At 72.3% G+C, this 26,089-nt stretch carries 30 protein-coding genes and 1 other RNA gene; 18 read left to right on the top strand and 13 right to left on the bottom strand.

What is annotated here, in order from left to right:
- The first annotated feature begins 429 nt into the window (after positions 1–429).
- Genes AB0M03_RS22570 through AB0M03_RS22560 form a run of 3 tightly spaced genes read left to right on the top strand, consistent with a single transcriptional unit; the run spans position 430 to position 3,192 of the window.
- Positions 430–1,266 carry a Nif3-like dinuclear metal center hexameric protein gene (locus AB0M03_RS22570; RefSeq protein WP_363493577.1) on the top strand — a complete coding sequence of 279 codons (837 nt, stop codon included), beginning with the start codon at positions 430–432 and terminating at the stop codon, positions 1,264–1,266.
- A gap of 32 nt (positions 1,267–1,298) precedes the next feature.
- Positions 1,299–2,042 (top strand): C4-type zinc ribbon domain-containing protein, encoded by a 744-nt coding sequence (locus AB0M03_RS22565; protein ID WP_363493574.1) that lies wholly within the window; start codon positions 1,299–1,301, stop codon positions 2,040–2,042.
- A 4-nt stretch (positions 2,043–2,046) separates the two neighbouring features.
- Positions 2,047–3,192, top strand: a complete 1,146-nt coding sequence (locus tag AB0M03_RS22560; protein ID WP_363493572.1) for a bifunctional RNase H/acid phosphatase — start codon at positions 2,047–2,049, stop codon at positions 3,190–3,192.
- A 78-nt stretch (positions 3,193–3,270) separates the two neighbouring features.
- Here AB0M03_RS22560 and yaaA read toward each other — a convergent pair whose 3' ends face one another.
- Positions 3,271–4,071, bottom strand: coding sequence for a peroxide stress protein YaaA (gene yaaA / locus AB0M03_RS22555; protein WP_363493571.1), 801 nt, complete (start codon positions 4,069–4,071; stop codon positions 3,271–3,273).
- 213 nt (positions 4,072–4,284) lie between these two features.
- Here yaaA and AB0M03_RS22550 point away from each other — a divergent pair, with 213 nt between their 5' ends.
- The 3 genes from AB0M03_RS22550 (at position 4,285) to rnpB (ending at position 7,685) form a co-directional block, all read left to right on the top strand.
- Positions 4,285–5,733, top strand: a complete 1,449-nt coding sequence (locus AB0M03_RS22550) for an RNB domain-containing ribonuclease (protein WP_363493569.1) — start codon at positions 4,285–4,287, stop codon at positions 5,731–5,733.
- A gap of 9 nt (positions 5,734–5,742) precedes the next feature.
- Complete coding sequence (locus AB0M03_RS22545) at positions 5,743–7,269, top strand: MFS transporter (protein ID WP_363493567.1); 1,527 nt, start codon at positions 5,743–5,745, stop codon at positions 7,267–7,269.
- A gap of 13 nt (positions 7,270–7,282) precedes the next feature.
- An RNA gene (gene rnpB / locus AB0M03_RS22540) (RNase P RNA component class A) lies at positions 7,283–7,685 on the top strand.
- 269 nt (positions 7,686–7,954) lie between these two features.
- Here rnpB and AB0M03_RS22535 read toward each other — a convergent pair.
- Complete coding sequence (locus AB0M03_RS22535) at positions 7,955–8,839, bottom strand: hypothetical protein (protein WP_363493565.1); 885 nt, start codon at positions 8,837–8,839, stop codon at positions 7,955–7,957.
- A 109-nt stretch (positions 8,840–8,948) separates the two neighbouring features.
- Between AB0M03_RS22535 and AB0M03_RS22530 the strand changes: the two genes are divergently transcribed.
- From AB0M03_RS22530 to AB0M03_RS22500, 7 genes are all read left to right on the top strand, one after another.
- Positions 8,949–9,629 (top strand): HNH endonuclease, encoded by a 681-nt coding sequence (locus AB0M03_RS22530; RefSeq protein WP_363493562.1) that lies wholly within the window; start codon positions 8,949–8,951, stop codon positions 9,627–9,629.
- Positions 9,630–9,760: 131 nt separating this feature from the next.
- The gene (locus AB0M03_RS22525) at positions 9,761–10,000 is read left to right on the top strand and encodes a hypothetical protein (RefSeq protein ID WP_363493560.1); all 240 of its coding nucleotides are present in this window, start codon (positions 9,761–9,763) and stop codon (positions 9,998–10,000) included.
- On the top strand, positions 9,975–10,493 hold the full coding sequence (locus tag AB0M03_RS22520; RefSeq protein ID WP_363493559.1) for a DUF6879 family protein: 519 nt from the start codon (positions 9,975–9,977) through the stop codon (positions 10,491–10,493). The genes AB0M03_RS22525 and AB0M03_RS22520 overlap by 26 nt, the downstream gene beginning before the upstream one ends.
- Before the next feature lie 35 nt (positions 10,494–10,528).
- Positions 10,529–11,377 (top strand): helix-turn-helix transcriptional regulator, encoded by an 849-nt coding sequence (locus AB0M03_RS22515; protein WP_363493557.1) that lies wholly within the window; start codon positions 10,529–10,531, stop codon positions 11,375–11,377.
- Between the two features lie 97 nt (positions 11,378–11,474).
- Positions 11,475–11,900 carry an ATP-binding protein gene (locus AB0M03_RS22510; RefSeq protein ID WP_363493555.1) on the top strand — a complete coding sequence of 142 codons (426 nt, stop codon included), beginning with the start codon at positions 11,475–11,477 and terminating at the stop codon, positions 11,898–11,900.
- A gap of 124 nt (positions 11,901–12,024) precedes the next feature.
- On the top strand, positions 12,025–12,264 hold the full coding sequence (locus tag AB0M03_RS22505) for a DUF397 domain-containing protein (RefSeq protein ID WP_363493553.1): 240 nt from the start codon (positions 12,025–12,027) through the stop codon (positions 12,262–12,264).
- A 200-nt stretch (positions 12,265–12,464) separates the two neighbouring features.
- Positions 12,465–12,764 (top strand): hypothetical protein, encoded by a 300-nt coding sequence (locus tag AB0M03_RS22500; RefSeq protein WP_363493551.1) that lies wholly within the window; start codon positions 12,465–12,467, stop codon positions 12,762–12,764.
- A 590-nt stretch (positions 12,765–13,354) separates the two neighbouring features.
- On the opposite strand, the gene AB0M03_RS22495 is transcribed toward AB0M03_RS22500, so the two are convergent.
- Positions 13,355–14,278: a hypothetical protein gene (locus tag AB0M03_RS22495; protein ID WP_363493549.1), complete on the bottom strand. Its 924-nt coding sequence runs from the start codon at positions 14,276–14,278 to the stop codon at positions 13,355–13,357.
- Between AB0M03_RS22495 and AB0M03_RS22490 the strand changes: the two genes are divergently transcribed.
- Entirely contained in the window at positions 14,259–15,173 is a 915-nt protein-coding gene (locus tag AB0M03_RS22490) for a tyrosine-type recombinase/integrase (RefSeq protein ID WP_363493548.1), read from the top strand. The two genes, AB0M03_RS22495 and AB0M03_RS22490, sit on opposite strands and share 20 nt — an antisense overlap.
- 194 nt (positions 15,174–15,367) lie before the next feature.
- Here the strand turns inward: AB0M03_RS22490 and AB0M03_RS22485 are convergent, their stop codons facing one another.
- Positions 15,368–15,628 carry a hypothetical protein gene (locus tag AB0M03_RS22485; protein WP_363493545.1) on the bottom strand — a complete coding sequence of 87 codons (261 nt, stop codon included), beginning with the start codon at positions 15,626–15,628 and terminating at the stop codon, positions 15,368–15,370.
- A gap of 67 nt (positions 15,629–15,695) precedes the next feature.
- The gene (locus AB0M03_RS22480) at positions 15,696–16,961 is read right to left on the bottom strand and encodes a helix-turn-helix domain-containing protein (RefSeq protein ID WP_363493543.1); all 1,266 of its coding nucleotides are present in this window, start codon (positions 16,959–16,961) and stop codon (positions 15,696–15,698) included.
- A 202-nt stretch (positions 16,962–17,163) separates the two neighbouring features.
- On the opposite strand from AB0M03_RS22480, the gene AB0M03_RS22475 reads away from it, so the two are divergent.
- Positions 17,164–18,033, top strand: a complete 870-nt coding sequence (locus AB0M03_RS22475; protein ID WP_363493674.1) for an alpha/beta fold hydrolase — start codon at positions 17,164–17,166, stop codon at positions 18,031–18,033.
- Positions 18,034–18,089: 56 nt separating this feature from the next.
- Here the strand turns inward: AB0M03_RS22475 and AB0M03_RS22470 are convergent, their stop codons facing one another.
- The 3 genes from AB0M03_RS22470 to AB0M03_RS22460 form a co-directional block, all read right to left on the bottom strand.
- A complete protein-coding gene (locus AB0M03_RS22470) occupies positions 18,090–19,103 on the bottom strand; it encodes a serine hydrolase domain-containing protein (RefSeq protein WP_363493672.1) in 1,014 nt (337 codons plus the stop codon).
- Positions 19,104–19,248: 145 nt separating this feature from the next.
- Positions 19,249–19,647, bottom strand: a complete 399-nt coding sequence (locus AB0M03_RS22465; RefSeq protein WP_363493542.1) for an ACT domain-containing protein — start codon at positions 19,645–19,647, stop codon at positions 19,249–19,251.
- 167 nt (positions 19,648–19,814) lie between these two features.
- Complete coding sequence (locus tag AB0M03_RS22460) at positions 19,815–20,186, bottom strand: DUF1801 domain-containing protein (RefSeq protein WP_363493540.1); 372 nt, start codon at positions 20,184–20,186, stop codon at positions 19,815–19,817.
- Positions 20,187–20,206: 20 nt separating this feature from the next.
- On the opposite strand from AB0M03_RS22460, the gene AB0M03_RS22455 reads away from it, so the two are divergent.
- On the top strand, positions 20,207–20,740 hold the full coding sequence (locus AB0M03_RS22455) for a hypothetical protein (protein WP_363493539.1): 534 nt from the start codon (positions 20,207–20,209) through the stop codon (positions 20,738–20,740).
- Positions 20,741–21,186: 446 nt separating this feature from the next.
- Entirely contained in the window at positions 21,187–21,822 is a 636-nt protein-coding gene (locus tag AB0M03_RS22450) for a PadR family transcriptional regulator (protein WP_363493670.1), read from the top strand.
- A gap of 27 nt (positions 21,823–21,849) precedes the next feature.
- On the opposite strand, the gene AB0M03_RS22445 is transcribed toward AB0M03_RS22450, so the two are convergent.
- Positions 21,850–22,062 (bottom strand): hypothetical protein, encoded by a 213-nt coding sequence (locus AB0M03_RS22445; RefSeq protein ID WP_363493537.1) that lies wholly within the window; start codon positions 22,060–22,062, stop codon positions 21,850–21,852.
- Between the two features lie 401 nt (positions 22,063–22,463).
- On the opposite strand from AB0M03_RS22445, the gene AB0M03_RS22440 reads away from it, so the two are divergent.
- On the top strand, positions 22,464–23,162 hold the full coding sequence (locus tag AB0M03_RS22440) for a bifunctional DNA primase/polymerase (protein ID WP_363493535.1): 699 nt from the start codon (positions 22,464–22,466) through the stop codon (positions 23,160–23,162).
- A gap of 48 nt (positions 23,163–23,210) precedes the next feature.
- Here AB0M03_RS22440 and AB0M03_RS22435 read toward each other — a convergent pair whose 3' ends face one another.
- The 4 genes from AB0M03_RS22435 to map all read right to left on the bottom strand — a co-directional run bounded on the left by AB0M03_RS22435 (position 23,211) and on the right by map (position 26,019).
- Positions 23,211–23,672 (bottom strand): hypothetical protein, encoded by a 462-nt coding sequence (locus AB0M03_RS22435; protein ID WP_363493533.1) that lies wholly within the window; start codon positions 23,670–23,672, stop codon positions 23,211–23,213.
- 100 nt (positions 23,673–23,772) lie between these two features.
- The gene (locus AB0M03_RS22430) at positions 23,773–24,372 is read right to left on the bottom strand and encodes a hypothetical protein (RefSeq protein WP_363493532.1); all 600 of its coding nucleotides are present in this window, start codon (positions 24,370–24,372) and stop codon (positions 23,773–23,775) included.
- A complete protein-coding gene (locus AB0M03_RS22425; protein ID WP_363493530.1) occupies positions 24,369–25,019 on the bottom strand; it encodes a thioredoxin family protein in 651 nt (216 codons plus the stop codon). Before AB0M03_RS22425 ends, AB0M03_RS22430 begins: the two co-directional genes overlap by 4 nt.
- 154 nt (positions 25,020–25,173) lie before the next feature.
- Positions 25,174–26,019, bottom strand: coding sequence for a type I methionyl aminopeptidase (gene map / locus AB0M03_RS22420; protein WP_363493528.1), 846 nt, complete (start codon positions 26,017–26,019; stop codon positions 25,174–25,176).
- Between the last annotated feature and the right edge of the window lie 70 nt (positions 26,020–26,089).

Genomic DNA, 26,089 nt, shown 5'->3' with positions numbered 1-26,089 from the left:
ACGCCGCGGCTGCCCACTGCTCCGGCACCGCGGCCCGGTCGTCCTGGAAGTGACGAGAGCCGCCCTCCGCCGGACCGCCCCGGGCCACTCGCCCGGCCCGGGCCGATCGACGGCGCCCCTTCCCGACCCCCCAGGTCAGGGCAACTCTCGTTCGCGGAACTGAAGTTACTTTCGTGGTCGGTGTGACTCAACGCAGCCCGGGTCACTTCACTCATAAGGGTGATCCAGATCCCATTCCGGTCGTTCGCGGCCGCCGGTGTGCGACCGGATCGCGGCCTACCGTGCCGGAGCGCGCCGGCCGCGGAGCGCTCCTCCTCCGGCGGCCGCCGCGGACCGCGCACCGTCGCGCGCGGGTTGACGCGCAGCTGTACGGGCCGCGCTCGGAACGGCGCGGAACGGCGCGCCCGCCGGGCGCGGTAGTCTCGACAGGTGCCGAATCTGTCCGACGTGATCACCGCGCTCGAAGAGCTGTACCCGCCGCAGTGGGCGGAGTCCTGGGACGCCGTCGGCCTGGTCTGCGGCGACCCGGACGCCGAGGTCGGGCGCGTCCTCTTCGCCGTCGACCCGGTGCAGGCCGTGGTCGACGAGGCCGTCGCGTGGGGCGCCGACCTGGTCGTCACCCACCACCCCCTCTACCTGCGCGGCACCACCAGCGTCGCCGCCACCACCTTCAAGGGCCGGGTGGTGCACACGCTGATCCGGCAGGGCATCGCGCTGCACGTCGCGCACACCAACGCCGACCACGCCGACCCCGGCGTCTCCGACGCCCTCGCCGAGGCGGTCGGCCTGCGCGTCACCGGCCCGCTGGTGCCCGACCCCACCGACCCCGCGGGCCGCCGCGGCGGCGGCCGGATCGGCGTCCTGCCCGAGCCGATGACCCTCGCCGCCTTCGCCGCCCAGGTCGCCGCCGGGCTGCCCGCCACCGCCACCGGCGTCCGCGTCTCCGGCGACCCGGAGCGGACGATCTCCCGGGTCGCCGTCTGCGGCGGCTCGGGCGACTCCTTCTTCGCCGAGGTCCGCGCCGCCGGCGTCGACGCGTACGTCACCGCCGACCTGCGCCACCACCCCGCATCCGAGGCGTCCGAGGCCGCGCCGGTCGCCCTCGTCGACGCCGCACACTGGGCCACCGAGTGGCCCTGGCTGGACCTCGCCGCCCGGTCCCTGACCGAGGCGGCCGGCAAGCACGGCTGGCAGCTGGAGACCAAGGTCTCCACCGTGGTCACCGACCCGTGGACGGGGCACGCCCCCATGCCGTACACCGCCTGACACCTGATCGATTCCACACAGGAGCTTCCCGCTTGAACGCCGCGCCCGCCGACCAGATCCGCCTGCTCGACCTGCAGGCCATCGACTCCCGCCTGGACCAGCTGGCCCACCGGCGCCGCACCCTGCCCGAGCTCGCCGAGATCGAGAAGGCCGGCGCCGACCACACCGCCCTCAAGGACCTGGTCGTCGCCGCCCAGGCCCAGCTCTCCGACACCACCCGCGAGCAGACCAAGGCCGAGCAGGACGTCGAGCAGGTCCGCGCCCGTGCCGCCCGCAACCAGCAGCGGATGGACTCCGGCACCGTCACCTCGCCCAAGGACCTGGAGAACCTCCAGCACGAGATCGGCTCGCTCGCCAAGCGCCAGTCCGACCTGGAGGACGTCGTCCTCGAGGTCATGGAGCGCCTGGAGTCCGCCCAGGGCCGGGTCACCGAGCTGACGGCCCGTCTGCAGCACTCCGAGGTCGTCCTCAAGGAGGCCGAGGAGCGCCGCAACGCCGCCTGGGCCGAGATCGACGCCGAGGTCGAGAAGACCACCCGCGACCGCGAGGCCGTCGCCAAGGTCATCCCCGCCGACCTGCTCAAGCTCTACACCCGCCTGCGCGAGCAGCAGGGCGGCGTCGGCGCGGCCCGTCTGCAGCAGCGCCGCTGCGAGGGCTGCCGGGTCGAGTTCGCCATCACCGACCTCAACGCCATCAAGGCCGAGCCCGCCGACGCGGTCGTCCGCTGCGAGAACTGCGGCCGCATCCTGGTCCGCACCGCCGAGTCGGGCGTCTGAGCCCGTGGCCGGCCGCAGGTTCATCGTCGAGGCCGACGGCGGCTCCCGGGGCAACCCGGGGCCGGCCGGCTACGGCGCGGTGGTCCGGGACGCCCAGTCCGGGGCGATCATCGCCGAGGCCGCCGAGTTCATCGGGCACGCCACCAACAACGTCGCCGAGTACCGCGGGCTGATCGCCGGCCTGCGGGCCGCCCACGGACTCGACCCGGACGCCTCCGTCGACGTCCGGATGGACTCCAAGCTGGTCGTCGAGCAGATGTCCGGCCGCTGGAAGATCAAGCACCCCGACATGCAGCCGCTGGCCGCCGAGGCCCGCACCGTCTTCCCGCGCGGCCGGGTCGCCTACACCTGGATCCCCCGCGAGCGGAACAAGGACGCCGACCGGCTCGCCAACGAGGCCATGGACGCCGGCCGGGCCGGCCGCCAGTGGGAGCCCAAGGCCCGCCCGGCCCCCGCCGCCCCGGTGGAGGAGGCACTGCCCGAACCCGCCGCCCCGCGGGCCGGCTGGGCCGCCCCCGCGGACCTCGGCACCCCCACCACCTTCGTCCTGCTCCGGCACGGCGAGACCGCCCTCACCCCGCAGAAGCGCTTCTCCGGCAGCGGCGGCACCGACCCCGAACTCTCCGAGAAGGGCCGCTGGCAGGCCGAACGGGTCGCCGAGGCGCTCGCCGCCCGCGGCACGGTCCAGGCCGTCGTCAGCTCCCCGATGCGGCGCACCCGGGAGACCGCCGAGGCCGTCGCCCGGCGGCTCGGCCTCGACGTCCGGCTGGAGGACGGCCTGCGGGAGCTCGACTTCGGCGCCTGGGAGGGCCTCACCTTCGGCGAGGTCCAGGAGCAGTACCCGGACGACCTGAACGCCTGGCTCGGCTCCGCCAAGGCCAAGCCCACCGGCAGCAGCGAGAGCTTCGCCGGCCTCGCCCACCGCACCGGCGTCGCCCGCGACAAGATCCTCGCCCGCCATCCCGGCCGGACCGTCCTCGTGGTCTCCCACGTCAGCCCCATCAAGACCCTCGTCCGGCTCGCCCTCGGCGCCCCGCCCGACGCCGTCTACCGCATGGAGCTGTCCGCCGCCTCCCTCTGCGCCGTCCAGTACTACACCGACGGCAACGCCTCCCTCCGCCTCCTCAACGACACCAGCCACCTGCGGTAGCTCCTGTCAGGGCGTGGGTCAACCACACAGGGGCGCGGGAGGTGCCCCCACGCGCCCCTGTGCGGTTGACCCGGCCTGCTAGTGGATCTCGTTCACCACGACGTCGAGCTGCCAGGGCCGGCGGGCCGTGCCGCGGGCGGAGACCTCGACGCGGTAGCCCAGCGCGGTGAGGGCGTCCACGAGGTCGCCCGGGCCCGCCGGGTCGGCGCCCGCGTTCAGCAGGTCGCGCACCAGCCGGCCCTTGGTGGCCTTGTTGAAGTGGCTGACCACCGACCGCTTCGGCTCCCCGTCGACCATCCGCTCGTGCAGCACCCGCACGGTCGCCGTCCGCGCAGCGACCTCCCCCGCGGGCTTCCACGCGGCGGCGTACGCCGAACTCCGCAGGTCCAGCACCAGCCCGTCCCCGGCGGCCTCCGGCAGGACGCTTCCGGTGGCGGCCCGCCAGTACGTGCCGAGGGCGCCGAGCGGCGGCAGCTTCACCCCCATCGAGCAGCGGTACGGCGGAATCCGGTCGCCGATCCGTACGGCGCCCCACAGCCCGGAGAAGACCAGCAGCGAGCGCTCCGCCCGCCGGTACGCCTCCTCGTCGAGCTTGGCCAGGCCGAGGTTGTCGAACAGCACCCCGGTGTACACCTCGCCGGCGGGCAGGGCCCCGGCCTCCGGCAGCCCGGCGTTGCGGGCGATCTCGCCCCGCAGCCCCTTGGACAGCCCGAGCACCTCGGCCGCCGTGTCCTCGTCCCCGCGGCAGAGCCCGACCAGGGCGTCGAGCACGGCCCGCCGCGCCGAGGTCAGGCCGGGCAGCGAGAGCCCGTCCAGCTCGACGGGTGCGCCCTCCGCCGACGCGGCCTTGCCCTCCGAGGGCGGCAACAGGACCAGCACGGCGGCACTCCTCAACACTTTGTGGCAGACGTCCCCGCCACTGTACTGGCGCCCGGGTGGCCGCCCGCACCCCGGCCCGCACCACTCACAGCGGTCGCACCGGCCCGTCCGGAGACCGGTCGTCAACTCCCCGCCACGCGGCCTCACCGCCTCCGACCACCGGGGGGACGCGCCCGACGGGCCCGGGCCCGGTCCCGCCCTTACGCTGCGATCATGCCGCGCCGACAACTGAGTGTCCGCACCGCCGACACCGCCCGGATCAACACCGAGCTCGCCGATCTGCGCAGCCGGCTGGAGATCCGCACCGAATGGCCTGCCGAGGTGCTCGCCGAGGCCGACCGCGCGGCCGCCGTCCCCCGGCTCCCCGATGCGGACGCCACCGACCTCGAACTGTTCACCCTGGACCCGCCGGACTCCCGCGACCTCGACCAGGCGATGCACCTGGCCCGCCGCGACGGCGGCTACCGCGTGCACTACGCCATCGCCGACGTCGCCGCGTTCGTCGCACCCGGTGGCGCGGTCGACGCCGAGGCCCACCGCCGGGTGCAGACCCTCTACTTCCCCGACACCCGGGTGCCGCTCCACCCGCCCCGGCTGTCCGAGGACGCCGCCAGCCTGCTCCCCGGCCGGCTGCGCCCCGCGGTGCTGTGGCAGATCGACCTCGACGCGGACGGCGCCGTGGTCCTCGCCGACGTCCGCCGCGCCCAGGTCCGCTCCCACCGCAGACTCGACTACGCGGGCGCCCAGGAGGCGGTCGACGCCGGCACCGCGGACGAGCAGCTCCTGCTCCTCGCCGAGATCGGACGGCTGCGGGAGCAGCAGGAGGCCGCCCGCGGCGGGATCAGCCTCCCCGTCCCCGAGCAGGAGGTCGAACCGGCCGACGGCGGCTACCGCCTGGCCTACCGCTCGCCCCGCCCGGCGGACGGCTGGAACGCCCAGATCTCCCTGCTCACCGGCATGGCCGCCGCCGACCTCATGCTGGACGCCGGGATCGGCCTGCTCCGCACCCTGCCCGCCGCCCCCGAGACCGCCTACGCCAGGCTCCACCGGGTCGCCCGCGCGCTGGGCGTCGACTGGCCCGGGACCATGGCGTACCCCGACCTGATCCGCTCCCTCGATCCGGCCGACACCCGCAACGCCGCCTTCCTGGAGGAGTGCACCGGCCTGCTGCGCGGCGCCGGCTATCACGCCTTCGACGAGGCACAGGGCGCCGCACCGCCCGCCGACCCGGGCCACGCCGCGCTCGCCGCCCCGTACAGCCACTGCACCGCGCCGCTGCGCCGGCTCGCCGACCGGTACGCCCAGGAGATCTGCCTGGCGGTGGCCGGCGGCACCGAGGTGCCCGGCTGGGTCCGCGACGAACTGCTCGGCGTGCCCGGGGCGATGGAACGCGGTGACCGGCGGGCCCACGAGGTGGAGCGGGCCTGCGTGGACCTCGTCGAGGCCGAGCTGCTGAACGGCCGCGAGGGGGAGGACTTCGACGCCGTGGTGATCGACGTGGACGAGCACCGCCCCACCCGCGGCACCGTACAGCTGTCCGAGCCCGCCGTCGTGGCCAAGTGCGACGGCGACGGGGCCGGGCTGCCGCTCGGCGAACGCATCCGCGTCCGCCTGACCAGCGCCGACCCCGCCACCCGTACCGTCCGCTTCGCACCCGTGTGAGCCGCCCCGATGTCCCTGAGCCGACCCCTCCCGCCGTCGCCCGGTCCCGGTTTCGGCGACCCCGACGCCCGTGCCGACGCCCCGGACGGCGGCCGCCGGCGCCGCCTGCTCGTGCTGGCCGTCTGCTGCCTCAGCCTGTTCATCGTCAGCCTCGACACCACCGTGGTGAACGTCGCGCTGCCGGCGATCCAGCACGACCTGGCGGCGCCCGCCTCCGGCCTGCAGTGGGTGATCGACGCCTACACCCTGGTGCTGGCCGCACTGCTGATGCTCTCCGGCTCGGTCGCCGACCGGGTCGGGCGCAGACGGATCTTCCTGATCGGCCTGCTGGTCTTCGTCCTCGGCTCGCTGCTGTGCAGCCTCGCCCCCGGCCTCGGCTGGCTGATCGCCTTCCGCAGTCTGCAGGCGGTCGGCGGCTCGATGCTCAACCCGGTCGCCATGTCGATCATCACCAACACGTTCACCGACCCGCGGGAGCGCGCCCAGGCGATCGGCGTCTGGGGCGGAGTGGTCGGCATCTCGATGGCGCTCGGCCCGCTGATCGGCGGCTTCCTGGTGGACAGCGCCGGCTGGCCGGCGATCTTCCTGGTCAACGTCCCGGTCGGCCTGGCCGCCTTCGTGCTGACCGTGCGGTACGTGCCGGAGTCCCGGTCGCCCAGGCCGCGCCGGCTCGACCCGGTCGGCCAGCTGCTGATGCTGCTGCTGCTCGGCTGCGGCACGGCCGCGATCATCGAGGGACCCGGTCACGGCTGGACGTCCCCGCTGATCCTCGCCCTGGCCGGGGCGGCGCTCACCGCCCTCGTCCTGCTGCCGCTGTGGGAGTCGCGGGTGCGGGAGCCGCTGATCGACCCGCGGTTCTTCGCCAGCGTGCCGTTCAGCGGTGCCACCGTGACCGCCGTCTGCGCCTTCGCCTCGCTCGGCGGCTTCCTCTTCCTCAACGCGCTGTACCTGCAGGAGGTCCGCGGGTACGACCCCGTCCAGGCGGGGCTGTTCACCCTGCCGATGGCGGTCATGATGCTGGTCTTCGCCCCGGTCTCGGGACGGATCGTCGGGCGGCGCGGGCCCCGGTTGCCGCTGGTCTGCGCGGGTGTCGCGCTGGCCGCCAGCGGACTGCTGCTGACCCGCGTCGCCGCGGACTCCCCGCCGGCGATCGTCCTCGGCGCCTACGCGCTGTTCGGGCTCGGCTTCGGCCTGGTGAACGCGCCGATCACCAACTCGGCGGTCTCCGGCATGCCGCTCGCCCAGGCCGGGGTGGCGGCCGCGGTCGCCTCCACCAGCCGCTCGGTCGGCCAGTCCCTCGGGGTTGCGGTGATCGGCACGGTGGCCACCTCCGCCCTGGTCGGACCGCTCGCCACCGGCTTCGCCGAGGCCAGCCACGCCGGCTGGTGGATCGTCACCGGTCTCGGCCTCGCCGTCGTCGGCCTGGGCGTGGCCACCACCACCCCGCGGGCGGCGGCGAGCGCCGCCCGGGTCGCGGCCCGGCTCGACCCCGCCAGGGCCGGTGTGCCGGGGGCGGCCCCCGAGCGGCTACGATGACCATTACGGCGGACGAGCCGGCCGGGCGGTCGCGACGGGTCCCACACGGGCCCGCCGAGGAACGTCCGGGCTCCACAGAGCAGGGTGGTGGGTAACGCCCACCCGGGGTGACCCGCGGGACAGTGCCACAGAAAGCAGACCGCCCACCGCTTCGGCGGCGGGTAAGGGTGAAACGGTGGTGTAAGAGACCACCAGCGACCGAGGTGACTCGGCCGGCTCGGTAAACCCCACCTGGAGCAAGGTCAAGATCGGTGCCCCTCGGGGCCCCGTGCGCGGATGTTCGAGGGCTGCTCGCCCGAGTCCGCGGGTGGACCGCACGAGGCTGTCGGCAACGGCAGCCCTAGATGGATGGCCGCCTCCCCGGGCCGCGCAAGCAACCCGGGAGACAGAACCCGGCGTATAGGTCGACTCGTCCGTCGGTCACTTGAGGGAAGGCCCTCTGATCTGCATCTCCGCAGGTAAGAGGGCCTTCTTCGTGTCGAGACGAGGTCGGCCCACTTGCTGCCTGATCGGGCCTTTTTCGGCCTGTTTCTCGGTGCCGTGTGGCGATCGTGTGGAAGTGAGGACCGGCCGATGTCGGCAATCAGGGGGCCAGTCGACACCCTGGAGAGCCCAGCGCTGGCAGGTCCTTGTGGCGGACTCGGTGACCGAACTGCTCGAAGACAATCGCGCCGAGTGGGCAGGTCTAGGAGTAGTCCCCAGCCAGTGCTTCGGTGATAGTCCCGGCAACGTACCCACTGATCTGCTCCATCTCGTGAGTCAGATCCACGCCCGCGTAGTTCCCGGCCAGGCGCAGCCAGGTCGAGAGCACCAAGCCGCTGACGATCAGCACGTCGACCACCGTGGGACCGCCTGCGATGCCGGAGGCCAGCACCCACGGACGGCTGTGCGACGCGCCGGAGAGCCGGGTGTACGGATGCCCAGCGTCCTTTGGCCAGAACCCGGTGATGACGTTCGCTATGACCATCTCGCTGACCTTCGCCCCGGCCAATTCGATCTTCCGCTCCTTCTTCTCCGGATCTTCCACGACCTGAGCGCCAGCGTGATCGCAGATCCGATCCAAGCCGCGCTGGTAGCGGCCGTTCGAACCGATCGCCGGCTCTCCTAGAGTCTTTGCCAGCTGGCCGGCGTAGTGTGCGTCGGTTAGCAGCACGGAGGCCGTCCGCCCGAGGCGCTTGCGTACGTCCTTCTCGGTCTGGAATAGGTACGCGAACCCCGCCTCGGCCTCCAGCGCGCTGCGTACGAGCGAGGTCGTGGACCACACCGGGTCCGGGTCATGCCGGGTGAGGTCGTGGGCTGCGGCGCGCAGGTAGTCACGCCCGCTGTTCCAGGTCAGTTCACCCATGCCGAGGGCGATCCGGTGCAGGGCGAGCCTTCCAGAGAGTTCGGTGTTCTTCGTGGCGGCCTTCCGGATGGCGGTTGCATCGGCCAGGGCGCCGGCTCCCGTCGCAAGGTCCGGGAAGGCGTCCTCCGCAATCTTTAGGCAATCGAGGACGGTCTCTGCCGCCGCATGCTTCAGCATGGGGGTCAGGGCGATGTCGGCGGAGGTCGGCTCAGGCTGTGTGGGCATGGTCCCGACGGTAGGAGCAGCAGGGTGCGCGCGGCCACAGCTTAGTGTGGATCTCTATCGGCTATCGGGTTCTCCTCGACTGTCAGTGTCAGCTGGTAGGAGAGTATCCATGGCTGACGACCGCCCTCCTATGCCTTCGCCCCTGGAGAGTGCCCTCTCCGCGATGAAGCCCCTCAGCGGATGCGTTCTAGGAAACCCTGAACTGCTTAGCCTGCTGGGCGACAACATCAGCGATCGGGAGACCGCGCACCTTCGTCAAGAGCGAGAGAAGCACAGGGCGCAGGCGGCCGACGGTACCGCTCCGGTCATGCAGTTGCTGTTGGAAATTGCCCACATTCGTGATTGGGCAGACGCCAAGCGGGTTGTTCGTGATGAGGGTTGGCCCGAGTCAATGGCGCCTCTTGACGTGGCCGCTCAACGGTTTCATCGACTGCTGAACGTCACCCTGCTCTGTCCGGACAGCCACAAGCTGTACGACAGCCAGCACAACCCGTTCGACGCGCGAACGGTCGAGATCGCTACGGACTTGATGTGGAGCCAGCCCGAGGCGGCGCACCCACTGAGGAAGTTCATCGACTCACTGGAGGGCCGATTCGGTCACCAGCCCGACGTCATAAACGTCGGGGCCGCCGCCGGCCTCCTCCAACGGCACCACGCTCAGGCGGACCCGATCACTGTCCGGCCTTGGCAAAAGAAGCACCGAGATCTGTGCACTGCGGTGCACTTTCCGGCCGACGGCGGCCCATTCCTGCGGAGAAGGTCTGTGTCTGCGCGGCAGACACAGACCTGACACGACCGAGAGCGTTCGCGGACTGCAACCCAACCTCGGCAAAGCCAGGACGGCCGAGGCTTGTTGGGGCGACGATGGGTTGGGCCGCAAGGCGCGCAAGCTCTCGCAACTTCTGGGCATGGGAGGACAACATGTCGCTACGGTTCATCGCCAAGGACCCGAACTCGCCCGACGGCGACTCGCCGACCATCTGGGTGGACGAGGAGACTTCCGATCTCGTCATCCAGGGCTGGAAGATCGACCAGGCCACCGAGGACGAGTGCAGGGCCGTCGGTAACATTCCCGACCACGAGACCGTGGTCCGGGTGCCCGCTCGACTGGCGCGGGCCATTAGGGAGGCGTGCGATGTCGCTGAGCGCGGCAAGGATTGACGAGCTGCTGCGGAACACCCAGCGATCCGCGATGCACCTCGAAATGCGCGACGGCTACATGCAGGATGATCCCGCCTTCGCCGCCTGGAAGGCCGGGCACCGCCTCGACCCGAATGACAGGCAGTCCTGGTGGCGCCCCTGGCTCGACGTGATCGCCGAGGCCACCAGCCGCGGCGTCGAGGTCCGCCGGGCCCGCATCGTCTCCGAGCCGGTGAGCGAGTACATCCGGTACGAGTACGACGTCACCTTCCCCAACGTCGCGGCGGGCGAGCAGGTCCGCTGGCTTCCCCGGCGGAACGCCTCGAACATCGCGCTGCCTGGCAACGACTTCTGGCTGTTTGACGGCAAGATCCTGCGCTGGGGCCACTTCTCCGGCGATGGGGACTCACTCGGCGGCGAACTGACCGAGGACCCGGCGGCCGTGAAGCTGTGCGCCGAGGCGTTCGAAGCCGTCTGGGATAGGGCGATCCCGCACAGCCAGTACACCGTCTGATCACCGCACCCAGCCTCCGCACAGAGCTCCCGGTCATGGCCTACACCCCGTCGTCCAGCGTCGTCGCCGCACGTAAGGCGCTCGCCGTCCGCCTCCAGGACATCCGCAAGGACGCCGGCATTACCGGCCGGGAGCTCTCTGCGCGCTGCGGGTGGCACCCCGCAAAGACGTCCCGAATCCAGGACGGCAAAGCCGCCCCGTCCGAGGCAGACATCCGAGCCTGGTGCCAGGCATGCGGGGCCGAGGACCAGATCGCCGAGCTCATCGCCTCCTCCCGGGCCGTCGACTCGATGTACGTCGAGTGGCGCCGCATGGAACGGGCGGGCCTCCGCCAGGCCCAGGAGTCCGTCCTGCCGCTCTACGAGCGCACCAGCGCCTTCCGCGTCTACGCCAGCCGTGTCGTGCCCGGTATGCTCCAGACGAAGGCGTACACGACCGCCGTGCTACAGGCTGTGCAGCGCTCCCGAGGCACCCTGGACGACGTCGAGGCAGCCGTAGAGGCCCGCATGGAGCGACAGCGCATGCTCTTCTCCGGTGGCCGCACCTTCGCCCTCGTCGTCGAGGAAGCGGTCCTGCGAGGCGGTGTCTGCGACGCTGATGCCATGGCCGGACAGCTCGGCCACCTGATCACCATCAGCACCCTGCCGGCCGTCAGCCTCGGGGTGATCCCGTTCCGGCAGGAGCGGCTCCGCTCGCCAGCCGAGGACTTCTACATGTTCGACGACGCGCAGACATCCGTCGAGCTCGCCTCCGGCTACCTCCAACTCACCCAGCCGCACGAGGTGGCCATGTACGCCAAGACCTTCGTCGAGCTGTCTCAGATGGCCGTGTACGGGCCGAACGCGCGCGCGGTGATCACGGCCGCGATTGACGCTCTCGGGTGACGTCTGCGCAACTACTCGCAACTTTCTGGAGGGCGAATCGCCCCCTTCCCTAACGTCTAAGGCGTCACCAAACGCCTTGAGACGGGGGGAAGATGACATGACTTCAGCCATTGTCGTAGCGCCGTCACGAAGCCCGGCCACCGCCGCTCTCAAGTACCAGCCGGAATCCGCCGGCGCCGCCCGTCGACTGGTGCGGCGGAAGCTGGTCGAGTGGGGCCTCGACGGGCTCATTGACGCCGCCGAGGTGATCGCGAGCGAGCTCGTCAGCAATGCCGTCAAGACCGGCTGCCACACGCACATGGTGGTCAAGATCCGCCGCAGCACCGAGGGCCTGATTCGAATCTCGGTCCGAGACGGCTCGCGGACCATGCCGGTCCTGCTGCGGGCAGGCGCCGACGACGAGTGCCACCGCGGCCTCGCCCTCGTGGACATGCTGACCGGCGGCCTGTGGGGCGCCACCCCGGACCCGTTCGGCAAGACGGTCCACGCCGACCTGAGAGTGCCGGCAGCCCAGGCCCCTTGAGGCCCGACAAGCTCCCGCCGGGTTCGAGGAAGCACGCGCCCGGCGGGTCTCAACTCCCGCTCCTCATGGGGCGGGTACGGTGCGGGGACGGTCTCCGCGCCGGCAGTTCGAAGGAGGCAGAACCATGCCCGACCTCGGCATCTACGAGCTCCAGGCCGACCCGAACGCGCAGTCCACCGCCTACTGCGGCGGCGCCTGCACGGACGGCTGCATGGAGGTCACCGCGCTGGTCGAGAACGCCTTCGCGGTGACCGACAACAAGCTCACCCGCGTCGGCCAGACCAGCCCCGAGATCCGGATGTCCGGCGACGAGCTCGACACCTTCGCCGTCCAGTGGGCGCGTGAGCGTGGCCTGAGCCTCTGACACACCGACACAACCACAGCGGCCCCCTCGCTCCCACCGCAATTGGGAGCGGAGGGGCCGCCTCCATCGAGAGTAGAGGTGCAATGGATCACTGGACCAGGCCGGGCCTCCACTGGCATGCCTACCTTTGGACGGGTACGAGTCGGCCCGAGGACAAGCAGAGGCGGAACCCGCTGGAATCGGCGCCGCCCTTGGAGGTCATGCACTGGCTCCGGAAGTCCCCCGAGCAGATGAAGCTGACCTCCAGCGATCCGGCGGAGGTACTCGTCTGGCTGGAGGAGCGCCTCAAGGAGAACCCGCCGCTCGACGGCTACCAGCACGAGCCATCGTGGCTGGACGCCGCCCGGGAGTCCCTCGCCCGCTTTCCCGGTGACGTCGTCTGGGGCTTCTACACGGTGGGCCAGCAGTACCGGGCCATCGCCGCGGTCTCCTGCCCCCGGACCTTCAACGCCACCAGCGAGACCCTGCCGCCGTGCCCCCTTGGCCAGCCGGCTGCGTGACGAGCTGCACCAGACCGAAGACCACGATCTCCAGGGAGAGAATCGTCCGGCCAAGGTTGCGCTTGGCCACCACGACGAAAGAGGGGCGTCCGTCCACAGGCTGTGGACGGACGCCCCTCGGGGGTTTAACCGCCGTACGGCTACTACTCACCCCCGGGCGATCCGCATGCCGTCGGGCAGAGGTGGGAATAGCCCAGGTACTCGTGTCCACAGAGTGAGCAATCCTGGGGGGAATCATGACGGGTGACCGTCACGACGGGGCCGGCCCGGCTCGCCGCACCTGGCGCGAGAAGAGGACGGCTTGGTGGGGCCGCAATGCGTTGTGGGTCGCCATAGGCGGCTTTTTGCTGATGGTGGCGGTGTTCTTCCTGATTGCGCTCACCAACCCTCCCAGCGGTGGCAGGCCGTGCCCGCCCGACAAGGTCTGTGGTTTCGTCCGTTGAGCTTGCCGAACCGGCCAAGCGAACCTGACCAGCTTGCTTGGCCCCTCCGTGACCTCGTGTCCCGGCCCAACGAGCACGCACCTCCCCGTACTGGGCGGGACACCGCTCCGACTGGCTCAAGTACCGCGTGAAGCAGGTTCGAGCGGCTTAGCGGACCGGGCAGGCTCCGGTCGAGCACTCCTCGTCGGTGCCGTCCTCGATCCGGGTCAGCTCGTACTGGGCGAACTGCTCGGCCGTGATCCGGGTGTACGGCGCCTGCTCTCGCGTGCCGTCGACCATGATGGTCGTGCCCTTGAGCTTCGGCAGCCACCGCTTGATGGTCGCCGCGGTCTCGTCCAGGTCTAGGCCCTCGGGAACGTTGGCCGTGAAGCTCACCGCGTTGTCCGCGTAGTGCTCCTGGTACATCGCCTGGAAGGCGAGGAGCTGGTCGAGGGTGAGCTCGTCCTGCGACTCGACGATCTCGGCGGGGTAGCCCATCGCCTCGACCTCGGCGACGAGCTTGTCCTTCGTGGGGTAGACCACGACCGCGGTGTTCCCGCTCTTGTCGTAGACGCACTCCTCGACGGCGAAGCCCTGGGCGAACGCCTTGTTGACCGTATCGGCCTGGTCCGGGTCGGCGAGGCTGAAGCGCACGCGGCGCTCGAAGAAGCGGGAGTAGATCGCGTGGATGCCCTCGGACACGCCCGGGAGCTTGGCGATCGTGCCCGTCGGGGCCACCGTGGTCACCTTGACCGGCTCCGAGATGCGGAGCTCGAAGGCGTACGAGCGAGCCTCATCGCGGACGTGCTCCGACATCAGCTCCAGGTCGAACGGGAAGTCGCTCTCGGGTGCCCGCGAGTACCGAATCCCGCGCTTGGCCAGGAAGCCCTGTACGCCCAGGTGGCCGACGCCGATCCGACGGTTGGCCGCCAGCCGGCCAGCCTGCTCCGCGTCGTTCACGTCGCCGTAGGTGGCTCGGATCAGGAAGCGCGTCATGAGGCGGTGGGCCTCCAGGATGCCGTTCCAGTCCTCCTCCGCTCCCTTCTCGGTCGGCGCGAAGGAATCGAGATTGATGTGCCCGAGCGCGATCAACCTCCGCAAGCACATTCAGCCGACCTTCGGCGGCGTGCTGCTGCATCGCATCGAGCCAACCGACGTACAGGCGTGGGTCAACGGGCTGAAAGCCAAGGGTCTGGCGCCCCGCACGGTGCACCTGATTTACAAGACGTTCCGGGCGTGCATCAACAGCGCTGTCCGGAAGCGGGTCCTGCCCTACTCTCCGTGCGTCGACATTGATCTTCCGAAGGTGCAGAAGAAGCGCATCGTTCCCGCGACGCGCGAGCAGGTGTGGGCACTGTACAAGGCCATGCCCGAACACTCTCGGGCCCTGATCATGGTGGGTGTCGGCTGCGGCCTGCGCTCCGGCGAAGCCCTGGGCCTCTGCGAGGATGCGATCGACTTTGAGGCCGGCACCCTCACGGTCCGCCGCCAGGTCATCAAGGTGCAGTCTCGGGCTGAGTTGGTCGGCTACAACAAGACCGAGACCTCACACATGCGAGAGGTCCCGCTACCGGCCTTCGCGCACCGGGCACTCCTGCTGCACCTGGACACTCAGTCGGTGCTCGTCACCCCCGAAGGGCACCGCGTGCTCTTCCGCTCGTCTCGCGGCAACCTGTTCCGGCGAGATGCCTTCTACAAGACGTTCAAGAAGGCACTGGAAGAGGCGGGCCTGCCTCTGGACTTCCGCTTCCACGACCTCCGCCACACCTTCGCCTCTCACGCCCTCGATCAGGGTGTGCCGGAGTCGACAGTGCAGCTCTACATGGGCCATGCGTCGACCGAGGAGCTGAAGGGCACCTACCACCACCAGGTGAAGGGTGCGGCGGCCCGTGACCGCGTGGCCCTTGAGACAGTCTTCTTCGAAGAGACTGCCGAGGTGGACGTTCCCGCTACCGTGGAGGCGGATGACGAGGACGACGCCGAGTGAGTGTGGCGGCCTCTGGGGGTGTGGCGATTGCATGGCGATCGGAGCCCTTCGGAGGACGTTTTACCAGCTCAGTGCCCCTAGGGCGACTGTGCCCGGCGTACAGGCCGACTCGTCCGCCCCCAGCCACTCGGAAGGCCCCCGGCCTGCGCAGCGCGGCCCGGGGGCCTTTGCGTGTCAGCCGGGCCGACGGGGGCTCAGCCGGTCTGCAGGAGGGTGTGGATCTTGGCGGAGGCGGGGGAGAGCCGGTAGACGCCCTGGACACCGACGGCGCGGAGCAGGCGGCCGTCCTCGACGTGGTCGAGGGTGCGCTCGCCGCGGCGGGAGATGTAGGTGAGGCGTTCGAGCGGGTCGGCGTCGCCGTCGTACGGGGTGATGCGCTCGACCCGGAGGCAGCCCAGGACGTGCAGGCGGGCGTTGAAGGCGCGGACCGGGTGGATCCGGTCACCGGGCTGCACGCCGGCCCGGCGGAAGCCCGGCTGGGACTGGTGGGGGCCGCCGAAGAGGACGGTCGGGTCAGGCCGGTCAGGCGCGTTCGGCGTCGTGGGCGGCCACGGCGGCGGTGATGCGCAGGAGGTCGGCGGGGCGGGCCGGGTCGAGGCCGGTGAGGGCGGCGATGCGGCGCAGGCGGTAGTCGACGGTGTTGGGGTGGAGGTGGAGGGCACCGGCGGTGTGCCGCCGGTTGAGGCCGCCCGCCAGGTGGGTGCGCAGGGTGGCCAGCAACTCGCCCGCTCCCTCCAGGGGTTGGATGAGGGCGGCGAGTCTCGGCCGGGCGTGGCCGGGTCTGCTGAGCTGGTACTCCAGCAGCAGGTCGTCCAGCCGGTACAGCCCCGGCGGGCGGCCGAACGCCTGGGCCACTTCCAGTACTTCGCAGGCGAGTGCGGCGGCCGCGGCCACGCCCGCCGGGTCGGCGGGCGCCGCCGCGGCCAGGACGGGCACGCCTGCCGCCCGTGCCGTCCGGGCGACGGTGTCCGCGAGGCGCTGCCACTCCGCGGCGGGGACGGCGGACGGCCGGCTCTCCAGCGGGACGAGCACCACGCCGCCGCTCGCGGAGAGCACCGAGAGGGCGGAGTGCCGTGTCCGGTGGTCGAGTTCGGCGCGCAGGCGGCGGAGTTTGCGGCGGCCGGCCACCGTCCGGTCGACGCCCTCGGTGTGCTCGTCGGGGTGGTCGGCGACGGCCAGGACGAGGACGGCGTAGCCGGGCGGGAGCCGTACACCGGCGCGGGCGGCGGCCTCCTCGGCGGGGGCGCCGTCGAGCAGGGCGGTGAGCAGGGCGTGCCGGGCGGCGTGCCGTTCGTCGACCATGGTGCGGCGCTCCTCGAAGTAGCCGGCGCCGGCCGCGGCGGTGATCTGCCGGAGGTGGTCGAGCAGCAGGCGGTGGAGGGCGAGCAGGTCGGCGGTGTCGCCGTCCCCGGCGTGCCCGGTCATCCGCTGCCAGCAGACCTCCAGGCCGAGGTGGTGGGCGAGCAGGACGGCGTCCAGCGGCAGTCCTTCCTCGGCGCGCCGGGCGGCGGCCTCGCGCACGGTGGCGAACTCCTCGTCGGGGGCGGTCTCCCCGGTGCGGACGGCGCGGGCGAGGGTGCGGATGCGGCGTTCGGTGGTGCGGCTGAGTTCGCCGTCGACCAGTTCGCGCGGCAGCCGCCGGTAGGTGGGCAGCCGGTCGAGCAGGACGGCGAGCACGTCCCGGACGAGCTCCGGGACGGCCGCGAGCAGCCGCTGGTCCGCGGGGACGCCGCCGATCACCGGGACGCGCCAGTCTCCTGCGGGCGGAGGGGAATTGTGACTGCTCACAGAAATCACCGTCCAGGTCTGGGGGACGCCCAAGCGCCGGTCGGGTGCGGCGACCCGATGATGGAGGCACTCCGGGTTACCTGTTGGTAACAAACTTCTGGTGTGGAGGCAACAGTTGAGAACCCCACTTCTCTGCTTCTCCGCAAGACCGCTGCACCGCAAGCCCGTTCGCAGCAGGCTCGTCGCCGCCCTCGGCTCCGCCCTGCTGGCCGCCGCACTGCTGGGCGGCGGTGCGTCCACCGCCGTCGCCGCCGAGACCGCGACCGCCGCCTCGACCCCGCCCGACGGCGACACCGTGGCCTCCCCGCCCGGCGCCAACGACTGGAACTGCCGGCCGAGCGCCGCGCACCCCAACCCGGTCGTCCTGGTGCACGGCACCTTCGCCAACCGCTACGAGAACTGGCTGGTGCTCTCCCCGCTGCTGAAGAGCAAGGGCTACTGCGTCTTCGCCCTCGACTACGGCATGGTGCCCGGCATCACCTCCTCCGGCAGCGGGCTGCTGCTGCCGATCGGCGGGCTCGGCCCGGCCGCCGAGTCCGCGGCCCAACTCGGCCGGTTCGTCGACCTGGTGAGGTCGTACACCGGCGCGTCCAAGGTCGACATCGTCGGGCACTCGCAGGGCGGGATGATCCCGAACTACTACCTGAAGTTCCTCGGCGGTGCGAGCAAGGTGGACAAGCTGGTCGCGCTGGCGCCGTCCAACCACGGCACCACGCTGTCCGGGATCGCCAACCTGGCCCCGTACCTGCCCCGGGTCGCGGAACTGATCTACACCGCCTGCCCGGCCTGCAAGGACCAGGTGGTCGGCTCGGCCTTCAACCAGAAGCTGTCCTCGCTGCCGGACACCGTGCCCGGCGTCCGGTACACCGTGATCTCCACCGTCTTCGACGAGGTGGTCACCCCGTACCGGACGCAGTTCCTGGCCGGGCCGAACGTGGACAACATCACCGTCCAGGACAGCTGCCTGATCGACCTATCGGAGCACGTCCTGGTGGCCTTCGACCCGACCTCGCTGCACCACGTCACCAATGCGCTCGACCCCGCCCACGCCACGGCGGTCTGGTGCGGCTGATCCCGCCCCCGACACGGTGTCCGCACCGGCCCTGCGCCGGTGCGGACACCGTGCGTTCAGGGCGCGGTGAGCACGGCGAGGACGCGGTCGCGCAGCGGGGTCAGCCGGCTGCCGCTGAAGCCGTGGTAGACCGCGTTGGTCAGCAGCACCGCGTAGCGCCCGGTGCCGGGGGAGAAGAACAGGCTGGTGCCGGTGTAGCCGTGGTGGTAGGCCGCTCCCGCCTCGGTGAGGAGCCAGCCGAGGCCGCGGGTGCGGCCCGGGTCGACGGCGATCTGCGGCGCCAGGGAGGCGGCCGGCCAGGGATCGTCGGTGGTCAGCAGGTGTTCGGCGAAGAGGGCGAGGTCGGCGGCGGTGGAGAACGCCCCTGCGTGGCCGGCGATGCCGTTCAGCAGGGCGGCGTTGGGGTCGTGCGGGATGCCCCAGGTGCGGGGTGCGCCGCGCAGCCGCTGTTCGGTCGGGGCCACCTGCGGCGACCGCCGGATCGGCCCGAACTCGGTTTCCCGCATACCGAGTTCGCCCCACAGGCGGTCGGCGAGGGCGTCCAGCGGCAGGTCGTGGGCGGCGGCGAGCAGCAGTCCGAGCAGCACGTACCCGCGGTTGATGTAGCGGTGTTCGGTGCCGGGGGTGGCCACGAGCTGTTCGGCGCAGAGGAGTTCGGCGAGCGGCCGGTCGATGTGGAGGTAGCGGTCCAGCCGGGTCTCGGGCTGCAGGCCAGCACTGTGCGAGAGCAGTTGGCGCACGGTCAGCAGACCGCCCGGGGCCGGGAGGTCCGGGAAGCGGCTGCGGAGCGGGGCGTCCAGATCGAGCAGGTCGGCGGCGAGGGCCCGGCCGGTCAGCGCCCAAGTAGCGATGATCTTGGTGAGGGAGGCGATGTCGTAGCGGGTGTGCTCGTCGGGGGCGGCCGGCCCGCACTCGGGGCCGACCGTGCCGCGGGAGACGACGGTGCGGCCCGAGCCGGGGCCGCTGTCGGCGGTGCCCAGCACGAGGACCCCGCCGGGGACGCCGCGCTCCCGGACGGCGTGGTCGAGGGAGTCGGCGAGTGCGGCGGCGGCCGCGGGCGTCCAGGGCATGGTGGTCACGTGCGTCCTCCGTTGCCGGTGGAGGCGAATCCGGTCGTACAGGTGGTACCCGGGGCGGGGCCGCCGCTCCCGTCCGAACGCCCCGGACGCGGCCCCGCCCGAACGCCTCGTATGCAGTCCCGCGAGCGGGCGACGATCAGCCCTGGCGGACCGACAGTTCCTCCAGGACGCGTACCGCCCGCTCGCCGTCGGCCGCGGGGACGAACAGGTGGTCGTGGTGGAATCCGGCAGCGACGTTGCAGCTGATGCCGTGTGCGGCGAGCTCGGAGGAGACCGCCGCGGTGAGGCCGACCGCCTCCAGTGCGGAGTGGATGCGCAGGGTGATCCAGGCGGCGACGAAGTCGTAGCGCAGGCCGAGCGAGTCGGCGTCGTCCTGCGGCACCACGACGGTGATGCCCTCGTCCTCGGTGACGGTCACCACCGGCCGCAGGCCGGGCGGCACCTTCGTCGGCAGCGTGCAGTACACGTACCGCCCGGGGTTGAGCACGGGGTGCATCCCGATGAGCAGGGTGACGAGGTCTCGTTCCGCGGCCATGCGGCCACCGTAGTGCGTGGCGGTCCGTCCGGTGTGTCCCGCAACGCCCGGTGTGTCGCACCGGCCGGCTGCGGGGTGAGGGGCCGTCACACCGCCACGGGCGGGCCGTGGACGTGCGCGGGCCCGCCGGGTGGGCGGGGTCGGTGGCAGGTGCTCGGGTGCGGCGTTCAGGCGGTGGCCGCCTGCTCCAGGTCGTGCGCCGCGGCGAGCCAGTCGGCGAAGAGCGCGGGGTCGATGTCGGCGGCCGTCCGGAGCTTGACGGAGGCCATGGTGCGGGCGCCCGGCGCGAGCCGCCCGGACGGGTCGGGGATCTCCTGGCCGCGCCAGAATCCGAAGGCGACGTGTCCGGCGTAGGCCTTGAGGTAGCAGACCGGGTTCTTGCCGGGGGCGGCGCCGAGGCTCCACACCGGGTGGCCGTGCCAGACGGCGCCGGCGCCGGGCAGGGCCGCCTCGACGAGCGGCAGGAGCGCGTCGGTGATCTCGTGCTGGGCGGCGGGGAGGGTGGAGAGGTAGTCCTGCACGGTGGCCTTGGCGGGCATGTCGTTCGTCTGCGGCGGTCATGCCGATGCCGTGGGCGAGGACCGGCCGCGGTGCCCAGCGGCCGCCGGGCTGGGCCGCACTGGACGACCTCGCGGCCGGGCTCGACCGGCGCCCCGAGCCCCCGGCCACGACCGGGCAGATCCCGCCCGAGCTGCTCGAACGGCTCTGGGCGCTGCCCGGCCTGCCCCTGCGCGAGCACACGCTGTGGCGGCTGCTGCACGAGTCCGCCGCCCCGGTGCAGGCCGTGCTCTCCCTGAGCGTCGAGGACCTCGACCTGGCCGACCGCCGGGCCCGGACCGGCGACACCTGGGTGGGCTGGCGTTCCGGCACCGCCCGCCTGCTGCCCGACCTGCTGGCCGGCCGCACCCGCGGCCCGCTCTTCCTCGACGAGCGCCGACCCGGCCCCGCCCGCACTCCGGGCCCCGCCGACCTCTGCCCCGACACCGGCCGCCGCCGGCTCTCCTACGAGCGCGCCGAACACCTCTTCAAGCAGCTCACCCGCCCGCTCGACCCGACCGGCCAGGGCTGGACCCTGCGGATGCTCAAGACCTGATTGTCGCCCGCTCGCCTCCGGGCCCTCCGACCCGGCGCCGACACTCTCCCCCAGCCCGGCGGCTGGGAGGTGCCCCCATGCTCCGTCGCTTCGCTCCCGCGCTCCTCACTTTCGGCACCGGCGGGCCCTTCGGCTCGGGCGGGTGTCGCCCCCGCGCGTCGGACGCTGCATCAGAAGTGCTGCGGGCGAACCGGATCACACCCGTCGTTCGACCGTGTGCAGCTCTCCTCCCTCGCCGGGCTCCTCCGGCGGCGCCCGGCCCTTCCCGCGGCCGCTGCGCTCGCAGCCCGTTGTCGGAATCCGTTGACGGGCGACAGTCACCGATATATCGTCGAGTTATCGAGATGCTTCGGGGGAAGCGTCACGGACGAAAGGTGGTGCGCGTCATGCGCGAAGGAAGGCGGAATCGAGGAGAGTGGCGCCGCAGGCCGGTGCCCGGCGAGGGGATGCCGGGGGAGGGCTTCGAGCGGCGGTTCGCGTTCGGGCCGTTCGGCCCGCCCGGTGTACCGCCGGGCGGCCCGGGGATGCCGGGGCCCGGCCCGTTCGGGCACGGCTTCGGTCCGGGGCACTTCCCCGGGCACGGCCGCGGCCCGCGGGGCGGCGGATGGGGCCGCGGTGGCGGAGGCCGCCGGGGCGGCAGGGCGCGGCGCGGCGACGTCCGCGCGTCGCTGCTCGCGCTGCTCAAGGAGCGGCCGATGCACGGCTACGAGATGATCACCGAGATCGGCGAGCGCACCGGCGGTGCGTGGCGGCCGAGCCCGGGCTCGGTCTACCCGACCCTCCAGCTGCTGGAGGAGGAGGGTCTGATCGCGGCTCAGGAGAGCTCGGGGAAGAAGCTGTTCGAGCTCACCGACGCCGGCCGTGCCGAGGCCGACGCGGGCACGGAGTCCCCGTGGGAGGAGGCCGGCCGCGGCGTCGACTGGGAGGCGATCCAGGAGGTGGGTGCGGCGGTCGGCGCGGTCGACCACGCGATCCGCCAGGTGATGCTCACCGGCACCGAGGAGCAGCGGGCCAAGGGCCTCGCCGTGCTCAACGAGGCGAAGCGCAAGCTGTACCTGATCCTCGCCGACGAGCAGGTCTGACGACCGGCACCGGGCTCGGCGTCGGTGCTACGCCTCGGCGTCGTACTCGTAGCGCCAGCGCCAGCCCTTGGTGCCGTGGATCTTCGCCCGGCGGTAGACGAGAGTCACGGCGGGCAGGTCGTCCTGTGCGGGAACGGGCACGCGGTAGACCTTGGGGATCGTCCAGAAGCTGCTCAGCATGACCGGCAGGACCCTGCCGTCCAGGGGCCCGCCGACGAATTCGGTCTCCGCGCTCTTCACGCACTCCAGGGTACGCGGGGCCCGTGCCCCGGGCGCGGGCGTGCAGGTCCCGAAGAGGCGCTGTGGAGCCGATGTGACCGGCGCAGCACCGCCCCCGGTCAATCGGGGGCCCTGCGCACCCTTATCCTGCTCTGTACGCCTCCGGGTTCACCCCGGGTCCGCGGGCCCGCACGGGCCGGTCGGGGCGCGCAGCGCCGCGCCCCGCCGCCGAGTCGTACCTCTCGAACTCCGTATCGTGCCCCGGGTGTCGGCCGTCCCGGTGATCCCGGCCACGGCCACGGCAGATGCAACGGACAGCGTCCCGGGAAGCGGTGGGCGTCGGCCGGTGTTTGCGTCCGATGGTGCGTCGTTCGCCGTGCTGCACCAGGCACGGCAGGTCACGGCAGAGCGGAAGGGGCCCGATGGAAGCCAGCAGCAGGTGGACGGCCTGGTGGCGGCGTGAGCGGCGGCAGGTCCGTCCGGTCACCGGCGGGGAGGCGGCCGTGCGGCTGGACCTGCTGCTGGGGGCGGTGCTCGCCGGGTTCCCGGTGGCGCCCGCGGCACACCCGGCCGGGCACCGGTGTTCCTGCGACCGGGTCGGCTGTCCGGCTCCGGCCCAGCACCCCGTGTCCTTCGCCTGGCAGACCCAGGCGACCACCGATCCCGAGCAGCTGGCCCGCTGGCTGTCCCGCGACCCGCAGGCGAACTTCGTCACCGCCACCGGCCGCGTGCACGACGTGCTGGACGTCCCCGCCGAGGCGGGGAAGCTCGCCCTGGAGCGCCTGGACGAACTCGGCGTGGGCGGCCCGGTCGCCGCGGTCGGCGACGAGCGGTACCTCTTCTTCACCGCCACCCGCGGCACCCCGGCCGACGAGGACGAGTGGTGGACGAGCGAACTGGACTCCACCCCGGACACCATGTCCGAGCACCCCGGCCTGCGCTGGCACTGCCGCGGCTCGTACACCCTGCTGCCGCCGGCGGCCCTGCTGGACGGCTCCGAGGTGCGCTGGCTGCGCGGCCCCGGCCAGCCGCTTCCCGACCCGCTGCGCGTGCTGGACGTCCTCACCGACGCCTGCACCGAGGTCGGCGCGGTCGCCCAGGAGCAGTGGCTGATCGGCTGAGCGTCCGCCGCCGGGCGATCGGCACCGCCGCCGGCCGGTGACGGGGAGCTAACGGTGCTCCTCCGGCGGGCCGCTCTGGGCCGCTGCCTCGTCGGCCTCCAGGCGGGCCGCCAGCGCACGGAGTGCGGCGTACTCCGCCTCGTCGACGGCCTCCAGGGCGAAGTCGACCGCCTCCAGGGCGTACCGCTCGGCGTACTCGGCCGCCCGTTCGGTGGCGCCGGCGTCGTGCCGGGCCTCGCGTTCCTTCAACGCCCCGATGCGCCGGTGCCAGCTCTCGCGGATGTGGTGCCAGGCCGACCCGGCGTGCTCCTCGTGGCCGTGCTCGGCCTTCCGGGCCGGGCCGCCGCGCCCCAGCGCGCCCGCCTCCGCCCGCTCCAGGGCCTGCTGCACCTGGGTACGGGACTGCCGCTGCACGGATTCCACGTGCTGCGCCGCGTCCGCGGCCCGCTGCGAGACCCGCGCGAGCCCCTGCGCCTCGTCCATGGAGAACACCTCGTCGTCGGCCGACACTCCACCTCCAGACTGCGACCGCACCGCTGCGGACGCCTGCGGGTGCGGCCGTCCGGTGCCCCGGCGCAGTGAGCACCGCGGGCACCGGACGGCGGGTCGGTCATCGCGCCGCGGCGGACTCCGCGGCGGTGGGGAACCCCACGGTGCCGCCGTCGAGGGTCAGTTCGACGGGGTGGCCGTCCACCGGGAGCATGCAGCCCTGGGTCTCGCTGCAGGCGGCGTAGCCGACCAGGACGGTCGCCGCCCCGGACGCCGTCCTGTGCACGGGCAGCGTCACGGTGACGGGGCCGTCCGGGTAGACCGGCACCGCCGGGAGGTCTCCCGGGAGCTGCAACGGGTGCGGCGCGGAGTCGGCGGCGGGGCGGCCGGTCTGCTCCAGGCCGCCGCGCAGCCGCAGCGAGGTCGGCCGTCCGACGCCGTCGATCCCGTCGGGCGGCAGGTCGAGGCTGTAGAGGTGGTATCCGGCCCGCTCGGGGGTGAACACGGCGGTCAGGGTGCCGGCCGAGCCGTCCCACTTTCCGAGGGAGAGGTCGACCGTCACCCCGTTCTCGGTGAACCGCGCCGAGGACGGGACGGCGGCGGGCCGGTCGTCGGCGCTGCACGCGGCGGCCGGGCAGAGCGCGAGTACGGCGGCGAGCGCGGCGGCGCACCGGCGCGCGCGGTGGTGCGTGCCCTGCTGCGCGGGCCGACGCGCCGTCACTTCGCCCACTGGCGGAGGAAGCCGTCGAAGCCGGTCTCGGTCAGCTTCGGCAGACCGGTCCGGTTGGTGTTGGTGACGACCTTCCCCTGGGCGTCGACGATGATCAGCACGGGTGTGCTGAAGCCGTGCGAGCTGTCGTAGTGGCTGAGGATCGCCATGTTGGTCCGGCTGTTCGCCAGGTCGATCTTCACCACGTGGTAGGAGGCGTCCAGGGTGGTCCGTATCCGGCTCTTGGCGAAGAGGCCGTCGACGGCCCGGCAGACCCCGCACTCGTTCGTCCCGAAGTCGAGCAGGACCCGCCGTCCGTCGCTCTTCGCCAGGGCGAGGGCCGCGTCGATGTCGCGCTGCGAGTTCGCCTTCGGGTTGTAGCCGGCCAGGGAGACGGTGGAGCGCTTGGTGGCGCTCGGCGTGGGGGAGGCGGTGGGGGAGGCCGTGCGGACGGGTGCGCTCGTCGAGGGGCTCGCCGTACCGGGCTCGGCGGAGGCCGTGCTCGGCTGGAGCACGGGCAGGGCGGTGCCGGCGGCCGTGCTCGGCGGTGCGGCGGCGGCCGTGCTGCTGCCGGAGTCCGTCGGTCCGCAGGCGGCGAGCGCGGCGGCGGCCGTCAGGGCGGCGAGGACGGTTCCGAGGGGTCTGCGGGCGAGGCTCATGGGGTGTTGCTCCCGGGCGGTGCGAGGGTGGGTGGTGCTCCGTGCCCTAGGAGAGTCCTCGCGCAGGTGCCGGATAACGGAAAATCCGCGACCCGGCACCTGCACCGCCCTCCGGCCCCTCGGCGATCCCCTCGGCCGGCCCCGGTCGCGGGCCCTACGGCAGGGTGAGGATCTCCGCGCCGTCCGCGGTGACCACCAGGGTGTGCTCGAACTGGGCGGTCCGCCTGCGGTCCTTGGTGACGACCGTCCAGCCGTCCTCCCAGATGTCGTAGTCGTGGGTGCCCAGGGTCAGCATCGGCTCGATGGTGAACGTCATGCCGGGCTTGATCACCTCGGTGGCCCGCTCGCTGTCGTAGTGCGGGATGATCAGCCCGGAGTGGAACGAGGTGTTGATGCCGTGGCCGGTGAAGTCCCGGACGACGCCGTAGCCGAACCGCTTGGCGTAGGACTCGATGACCCGGCCGATCACATTGACCTGCCGGCCCGGCTTGACCGCCTTGATCGCCCGGTTGAGCGCCTCGCGCGTCCGCTCGACCAGCAGCTTGGACTCCTCGTCCACGTTGCCGCACAGGTAGGTGGCGTTGAGGTCGCCGTGCACGCCGTGGATGTAGGCGGTGGCGTCGATGTTGACGATGTCGCCGTCCTGAAGGACCGTCGAGTCCGGGATGCCGTGGCAGATCACCTCGTTGACCGAGGTGCAGATCGACTTCGGGAAGCCCCGGTAGCCGAGGTCCGAGGGGTACGCGCCGTGGTCGCACATGTAGGCGTGCGCGACCGCGTCGAGCTCGTCGGTGGTGATGCCGGGGGCGATCAGCTTGGCCGCCTCCTCCATGGCCTGCGCGGCGATCCGGCCGGCGATCCGCATCTTCTCGACCGTCTCGGCGGTCTGCACCTCCGGGCCGGTGTACGGCGCGGGCGCGGGCCGTCCCACGTACTCCGGGCGCGCGATGTGGGCGGGGACCTTGCGGGTGGGGGACACGGTGCCGGGTACGAGAGCCATGCCCGCGAGTCTAGGGCGTGTCCGGCCGGGACGGGCCGCGCGGCGGGCCCGCCGTGTGTACGGCAGCGGC

Origin of the sequence: Kitasatospora sp. NPDC051914 (assembly GCF_040680995.1) — a bacterium.
GTDB lineage: Bacteria > Actinomycetota > Actinomycetes > Streptomycetales > Streptomycetaceae > Kitasatospora.
The sequence above is the reverse complement of the archived record's forward strand: the minus strand, read 5'-3'. Positions and strand labels throughout refer to the sequence as shown.